The sequence below is a fragment of the Pseudomonas fluorescens genome (genome assembly GCF_005938625.1).
Taxonomy (GTDB): domain Bacteria; phylum Pseudomonadota; class Gammaproteobacteria; order Pseudomonadales; family Pseudomonadaceae; genus Aquipseudomonas; species Aquipseudomonas fluorescens_BD.
In genome coordinates, this window is record NZ_VCNJ01000112.1 from 1 (window position 1) to 6,282 (window position 6,282).

The 6,282-nt window shown below is 57.4% G+C and carries 10 protein-coding genes; 3 read left to right on the forward strand and 7 right to left on the reverse strand.

Annotated elements, in window-relative coordinates; genetic code table 11:
• The 4 genes from FGA82_RS31570 to FGA82_RS31585 form a co-directional block, all read right to left on the reverse strand.
• Positions 1-226 (reverse strand): hypothetical protein (locus FGA82_RS31570; protein ID WP_141130097.1); only part of this gene is annotated, 226 nt, incomplete at its 3' end.
• 75 nt (positions 227-301) lie between these two features.
• Complete coding sequence (locus FGA82_RS31575) at positions 302-667, reverse strand: hypothetical protein (protein WP_064392759.1); 366 nt, start codon at positions 665-667, stop codon at positions 302-304.
• Complete coding sequence (locus FGA82_RS31580) at positions 664-1,137, reverse strand: YmfL family putative regulatory protein (protein ID WP_141130098.1); 474 nt, start codon at positions 1,135-1,137, stop codon at positions 664-666. Before FGA82_RS31580 ends, FGA82_RS31575 begins: the two co-directional genes overlap by 4 nt.
• Positions 1,138-1,166: 29 nt before the next feature.
• Positions 1,167-1,379: a DNA-binding protein gene (locus FGA82_RS31585; RefSeq protein WP_141130099.1), complete on the reverse strand. Its 213-nt coding sequence runs from the start codon at positions 1,377-1,379 to the stop codon at positions 1,167-1,169.
• 78 nt (positions 1,380-1,457) lie between these two features.
• Here FGA82_RS31585 and FGA82_RS31590 point away from each other — a divergent pair, with 78 nt between their 5' ends.
• Positions 1,458-1,814: a helix-turn-helix domain-containing protein gene (locus tag FGA82_RS31590; RefSeq protein ID WP_249384313.1), complete on the forward strand. Its 357-nt coding sequence runs from the start codon at positions 1,458-1,460 to the stop codon at positions 1,812-1,814.
• A gap of 102 nt (positions 1,815-1,916) precedes the next feature.
• Positions 1,917-2,102: a hypothetical protein gene (locus tag FGA82_RS31595; protein ID WP_141130101.1), complete on the forward strand. Its 186-nt coding sequence runs from the start codon at positions 1,917-1,919 to the stop codon at positions 2,100-2,102.
• A gap of 55 nt (positions 2,103-2,157) precedes the next feature.
• Here FGA82_RS31595 and FGA82_RS31600 read toward each other — a convergent pair whose 3' ends face one another.
• The 3 genes from FGA82_RS31600 to FGA82_RS31610 form a co-directional block, all read right to left on the reverse strand.
• A complete protein-coding gene (locus FGA82_RS31600) occupies positions 2,158-2,415 on the reverse strand; it encodes an ogr/Delta-like zinc finger family protein (protein WP_064392752.1) in 258 nt (85 codons plus the stop codon).
• A gap of 75 nt (positions 2,416-2,490) precedes the next feature.
• Positions 2,491-3,360, reverse strand: coding sequence for a phage portal protein (locus FGA82_RS31605; RefSeq protein ID WP_171057402.1), 870 nt, complete (start codon positions 3,358-3,360; stop codon positions 2,491-2,493).
• Positions 3,272-5,314 (reverse strand): terminase large subunit domain-containing protein, encoded by a 2,043-nt coding sequence (locus tag FGA82_RS31610; RefSeq protein ID WP_141130102.1) that lies wholly within the window; start codon positions 5,312-5,314, stop codon positions 3,272-3,274. Before FGA82_RS31610 ends, FGA82_RS31605 begins: the two co-directional genes overlap by 89 nt.
• Positions 5,315-5,476: 162 nt before the next feature.
• Here FGA82_RS31610 and FGA82_RS31615 point away from each other — a divergent pair.
• Positions 5,477-6,282, forward strand: an 806-nt coding sequence (locus FGA82_RS31615) for a GPO family capsid scaffolding protein (protein ID WP_141130103.1), incomplete at its 3' end; no start/stop codon positions are given.

Below are 6,282 nucleotides of genomic sequence, written 5' to 3' on the forward strand. Positions count from 1 at the left end.
CTGCTTTGAGGCTGAGGGAGAGGGCGGCCATCAGGCGTTTCTGGGCGGCCATCACCGGAGTTCTTTCGAGGATTGAGCTGTGCCGTTTTTCTTGCGGGACATACCGGTATTCATCCGCGTACCAGTAGTCGTTGAGGCTCAAGCGGTACTGCTCACGCATCGCAGCCAGAAGTGCTTCGGCCTCTGCAGGTGGCAACTGGGTGGTCAGAATTACGGCGTTTCCCATCTTGAAACCTCGATTTCGGGCGCAGCTCACCCAAACCCACGGGGTGTGGGGCAGGCGTTTGTGTGGGGGTTGGTGTTACGAGTTGGCTAAGCGAAAGCGGCCAAGGTCCGGCGCGTTGATGATTCGCTCATAGATGAGGCTGACCGGTACGGCCCATTGTCGGCCGGTGACGGGATCGACGATCACGGTGTGCGTCGACGTGCTGCTCTGGATGTTCAGGCGTTGCCGATCGCGAACGGCGACCATGGTGGTGCCTGCCAGGTGAACGATTTTTTCAGCGACCTGCGTTTGCACGTCATAGTCTGCAACCAGGTGTTGAACAGCCCGGCTGAACAGTTGCTGATCGTCGCTCAGGTGTTCGCAGTGGTGACGCTCAAGAAACGCCAGCGCGGCGCTCTGCAGGACATCCTGGTATTCCGGTACTGCGGACAAATTGTTCATTGAGCCTTCCCTGCGCGGTAGAGAGCGATGGCAGCCAGCACTTCTGCGTGCCTTGCTGCTACGTGGAGGTTATGCGCGTCCATGATGAATTCGGCTTCTTCATCACTGATCGAACCGTCTTCAAGAGCGGCGGCAATTGCTTGATCAACACACCCTCGCTTTGCTGAAACCTGCACGGAGCGTTTGTAGAGTTCGACATTGTCGAGCGTTTCAGGATCGGCCACCGGTACGAACAGTCCCCCATACATCGAGGCGACGTAAGTGGGGAAGTGCTGAGTTCCACAGTCCTGCTCGAGCATGAAAACTTGTAAGTCGCTGAGGGGACTGCAACCAGCATTTTCGTAGGCATGGTTGTCGAATTTTTTGAGCTTCAGACCCAAGCGCGCAGCAGCGGCTTCGCGTCCGCCTGTGTAACTGCGGATGATCTCGCTCATGACTTCTTTGCGAGTGTCTAGGATTGGACTTTTCAACTTCTACTTTTCCCTGTGGAGCGCCGCGATTACTGTTCGATCACACCGTCTTTGATGCCGAGTAATACTGCGGCTCGGTGTGCCTCCCCACGGCGACACTGGCTTTGGCCACTCAGCACCGCGTATACGGTGCTGGGACTCAATTCATGTAGAAGTGCAAAGTCTTTCGCGGACTGCCCGCGCTTTACTAAAGCTTTCCGCGCTTTCTGGCGGGCTTGCTCGCTGATACTCATCTTCGGCATAGTGCAAATCCATGCAATTTCATGTGGTGTGAAATGCAGAATGATGCATCTTGATGCATTTGTAAATATTTGGGATGAATGATTTTGCATCTTTCTGAAGAAATTGGTTCTCGCCTGCAGGAAGAGCGGAAGCGCTGCGGCATGACACAGGGTGAGATTGCCGAAGCAATTGGCGTTGTGAAGCGAACCCAAGCGAATTACGAAGCAGGGACAAGTGATGCTCCCGCTCCGTATCTGAGCAAGGTTGCGCTGCAGTTCGGCTTTGACGTTCCTTACATCCTCACAGGTGTTCGTACAAACCTTGCTGAAAGTGATTTGAACCAAACCGAAGACTGTCTGATTAAGCAGTTCCGAAGCATTCCGGAAGACGATCAGAAGGCTATTCGCCGCATCCTTGAAGCGATGGCCGACGACGTCGCTCGGCACCGGTCTTAACTCGCAACAATCCCGCACAGTCATTGGGGTATCTCTTATTCCAATGCAGTTGCGCACACCCCATAAAGTCCATTCAGCAATGCACTTTATGGAGTAGTTAGCATGTTGGATCGCAAGAAGAACGATCACATCAACCTCGAACACGCCGGGTCGGAAACTACCGTACTCACGGACATTGAGCGTCGACTGATCGATCTGTATCGCCGGCTGAGCCGCACTGAACAGCAACAGGTTCGTCGCGTGGCCGAGATACTGGCAATCAACCCGAAGGAGAAAGTTGAGGGCTGACCGTCATTCCTTGAATGATCCCGATCGCCGGCGCTATAGCGTTGGCGGTTTGTAGCTACGCCACCGCCTGCGATCCCAACTGCTCGAAAAGCTCCCGCTGCTTCGCTCGGGGCATTTCCCGCAAGCGATCGATCAACATCCGCTCGAATGTCTGCGATGACGGACTGAGCGTGTGCGAGAACGTCAGATTTGCCACCCATGTGTGCCCGCACTTTGCGTCCAGGCACTGGCAGTACAGTTTTACAAAGGCTCTGGTTACCTCTTCCCGCGAGGCAATACGGCCCTTGTGTCCGCAATTGCATACAACTCTCATTGTGTCCCTCCCCAGGGGCAGCTGATCGCCACCATATTGCCACAATATGTAGTGGCTTTCTCTCCGTCTGGTTGTTCAAGTAGTGGTATCCACTGCTTCAGGAATAGGCTTCCAGCTAAAGCGCCTGTCTTCTCGCAGCTTGTCATTCAGTTGGTTGAACAATTGGCAGATCGGCCGGATCTCGTTGCTGGTGTACACGCGATCGATCTTTTCGATGTCTCCGAAACCACCGGTGTTTTCCGGGATGATGCCGGCCAGTGCCGGGTTCATGCGCCAGGCGGCGATAACGTCGTTTCGGGTGATGTTCTTCACCTTCTCCAGTTCGTCTTTCGCTTGGAAGTCACCCACGGGGATGATCTGGATCGCGTTTTCTTTGCCGTTGGGGATGTTGACGAACATCGAGCGGAAGTTGCCCACGCCCTTGCTGGCACTGATCTGTGCGCGCAGCTCGTCTTCGTCCTCCTCGGTCAGATCAGGATCGTTGGTGTAGAAGATGTAACCGGCGTGCGCGCCGTTGCTGTAGTACCGACGGCGGAAGAGGGTGGCGGCCTCATTGAGCAGCAGCGCCTGCAGACCGCCCAAGTAATCCGGGATCCCGTAAATATTCTGTTCCACGTCGTAGTCCAGGACGTGTGAAATCTCGTGCTGTTCGAACTCCATTTCCTTGTTGTCGGGCAGCAGCATCACAAAACCGCCGTCGACCTTTACCCGCATGTTGATGGCCGGAAGGTGCTGCAGCTCCAGCACTTGGCCGAACGCATTGGTGTCGTTGTAGAAATACGATTCGCCAAACACCATATAGTCCAGCCCGGCGCGCCCCATCGTCTCAGTGCTGCAGCCGGCCGAAGGGATGAACTCACGCAACAGCAGGTTGCGTTTGAATTTTGGAATGGCGCCGTGGTGCGCGTTGGCGCGCAGCAGCTTGGCCAGACCAGCCCGTGACACCGGAGGTTTGTAGATCTTGCCGTCGTCGCTGGGGAACACGCCCACGTACTCGCCGATGTTGCCGGACAGCACCTGTTCCGGCTCCCCGAACGTAAACGAGCGCATCGGTTGCTGCGTTGGTTGGGCTACGTGTTGCTTTCTGCGCTTGCGGTTGGTCATGGCTGCTCTGGTTACTCGTGACGTAGCGGCTGCGACGCCGCTTGTTGGTGTTCAAAGGTTCGTTGGACAGGGCGTGCATCACCGCCCAGGCAATGTCGGCGTGACCGGTGGCTTCGGTACGCGATGCGCTGTAGGTGATCTGGCCACTGTTGGTGGCGCCGCGCTTGATGGTCAGGAAGGCCTGGGCGATATCGGTCCAGCCGGCGTCCCACTCGATGCGACTGCCTTGGATCGTGTCTTGGGCTTTGAGCACCAGTGCGTTTTTCGCCTCAAGGCTGTAGTGAATTGGCGTCGCTTTGGCGTAGAAGTCGCGCACCAAGTCGAACACGCCGTAACCCACGCCGGTGACGTCAATGCCGATGTGCTGGACGTTGAAACGCTCGGTCAGCTTCTTGACCTGTGCAGCCTGGTAAGTGAACGAGTGGCCACGCCAGCTGTGCTTCTCCAGAATGCGGAACTTCGCCCCGGGTTCGAGTGGCGGCGCGATGACCACACAGGTGGCGTCGTCGCGGGTGCGGCTTGGGTCGTAGCCAAGCCAGACAGGGCTGTTGCCGAATGGTCGATCCAGCTCCGCGTTGTAGTCCTCCCACAACGATAGATCCGAATAGCAGCGTTCCAGATCCTTGAGGCTGAATGCGCTTTGCGTGCTGTCGATGAACTTGCAGTAGAACAGCTGCTGAAATTTGTCTTCGTCGTACTCCAGCTGCAGCTGCTCCAGGTCGAACAGATCGCAGCCGCCGGCGATCGCATCGTCTAGGGTGATCGTCTTGCGCCACTGGCCGTCCGGACACAGCGCGCCCTGTGTGTAGGCCGCTTCGCTCGGCCACACACCGCCGGCCTTCTTGCCGCGTTTGCTGTTGCGGAACTCATCGCCCGACCAGAATGGGTACGCCTGGTGCGACACGGCGCTGGGCGTCGAGAAATAGGTTTTGCGCCACTTCTTGTGTGTGCCCATAGCACTGGCCACGGTGCTGAGTTTTTCGAAGTCGCGAATCCAGAAGTATTCGTCCACGTAGACGTGGCCGTGGTAGCCCTGGGCGGTGCTGCTGTTGGTGCTGAGAAAGCGCAGTTCGGCACCGTTGCTGAGCGTGATCGGGTTGCCCGTAAGCTCGATGCCGAACCACTGCTGGGCAAACTGGATGATGTAGCTGCGGAAGATCTCGGACTGCGATCGGCTGGCCGAAAGAAACACCTGGTTGTCACCGCTCAACACGGCGTCCATGAACGCTTCGCCGGCGAAGTAGTAGGTCAGGCCGACCTGTCGGCTTTTGAGGATGTTCCGGACGCGGCGTGTCAGCGGGTTCTGTTTCGCCTCGAACAGCTCTTTCTGGTAGCCGTACATCTTCGAGATGAATTTATCGAGGAAGTCCACTTCGGTCAGGCCGCCGACGTCGTTCTTGGCCTTCTTTTCGCGCTTCTTGGCGCCGCCTTCGCCGCGTTCACGACGTTGACCAGGCTGGCGTTCGCGAGGCTCCCCCGGTGCGTCCGACGGCGCAGCCTGTGCAGGCTTGGCCGCAAGTTTTTTCAGCCGCTCAAGTAGGCCCGTCAGTCGCTCCAGTTCGTCCAGTTCGGCTTTCGTCAGCGGATCGATCTTTTCCAGGATCAGGGTGATTCGCCGGTTGACCGCGCTCAACGGTTCTTCATCCGTCAGCATCTCGTCCCAGCCGCCTTGGCGGATCCAGTAGTAGACGATTCGTATGTTGGGCAGCTTCAAATGCGCCTGTATTTCCTTCACCGAACAGCGGCGCAGGTAGAGGCGTTTTGCTGCTTCTTTAACTTCGGTCGGGTAGTTCATGGGCCGCAGTCTATGCGGCGAAAACCCCGGAAACGCGAGGTTAAATGCTGCGATCCGCCTATCTCTCGAAAATAGGAGAACCCTGAATTTCAACCGTTTGTTTGGCGGTAAACGGCTCCCTATCGTGGCGGCTCATTCAACGATTGAGCGCAGTCACCACTCATGCCCCGTTCCCTTGTCTCCTACTGGAAACGTGTAGCCACCAGCGGCCCGACCGTCGATGGCCGCGAAATCCTTCCCCAGGAACTGCGCGACATCGCCGAGACCTACACGCCGACTTTGTATACCGCTGTTATCTGGTGTGAACACGAACGCTGGTTCGGATCTCACGGGACGGTTTTTGCTGTGCGCCTGGTCGAGGAGGGCGACGATCTGGAACCTGGCCAAGTCGCACTGGAAGCGCAACTGAAGCCGAACGACAAGCTGCTGCGCCTGAACGACGCCGGCGAAAAGTTGTTCACCAGCATTGAGATCAAGCCGAATTTCCGGGGCCGTGGCAAAGCCTACATGACCGGTATCGCCGTCACCGACGAACCCGCCAGCGTCGGCACGCAGGAACTTTACTTCTCCAGTCGCACCAGCCGCGATGCGTACTACGCCGCATCCCAAGAACTCGGCCCGCTGCGCGAAACCGAAGCGCAGGGCGAGATTGGTCGCCTTGTCGGCATGTTCACCCGCCTGTTCAAGCGTTTCGGCATTGACGACACCGCCGCCGAAACCACTCCGCAAACCCCAACCGAGAGCAAACCCCCAATGGATGAAGCTACCGCAACGGCTTTGAAAGCCCTGCTGGCCCAGCTGCTGGTTGTCGCTGCCGGCATTCAGGCCGTGATTGAGCCTGCAGCCGAAGACGCACCAGAACCCGATCAAGCCCCGATCGATGACGTCAGCGCGGCAGTCGACGAGATCGTCACCACCGCCGAAGAAGAACGCGAATTCAAACGCAACGGCGGCAGTTCCAACAAAGC

Coding starts and splice junctions, on each gene's coding strand:
- FGA82_RS31590 (WP_249384313.1), top strand. CDS start 1,458: ATGATTTTGCATCTTTCTGAAGAAATTGGTTCTCGCCTGCAGGAAGAG.
- FGA82_RS31575 (WP_064392759.1), bottom strand. CDS start 667: ATGAACAATTTGTCCGCAGTACCGGAATACCAGGATGTCCTGCAGAGC.
- FGA82_RS31595 (WP_141130101.1), top strand. CDS start 1,917: ATGTTGGATCGCAAGAAGAACGATCACATCAACCTCGAACACGCCGGG.
- FGA82_RS31610 (WP_141130102.1), bottom strand. CDS start 5,314: ATGAACTACCCGACCGAAGTTAAAGAAGCAGCAAAACGCCTCTACCTG.
- FGA82_RS31600 (WP_064392752.1), bottom strand. CDS start 2,415: ATGAGAGTTGTATGCAATTGCGGACACAAGGGCCGTATTGCCTCGCGG.
- FGA82_RS31585 (WP_141130099.1), bottom strand. CDS start 1,379: ATGCCGAAGATGAGTATCAGCGAGCAAGCCCGCCAGAAAGCGCGGAAA.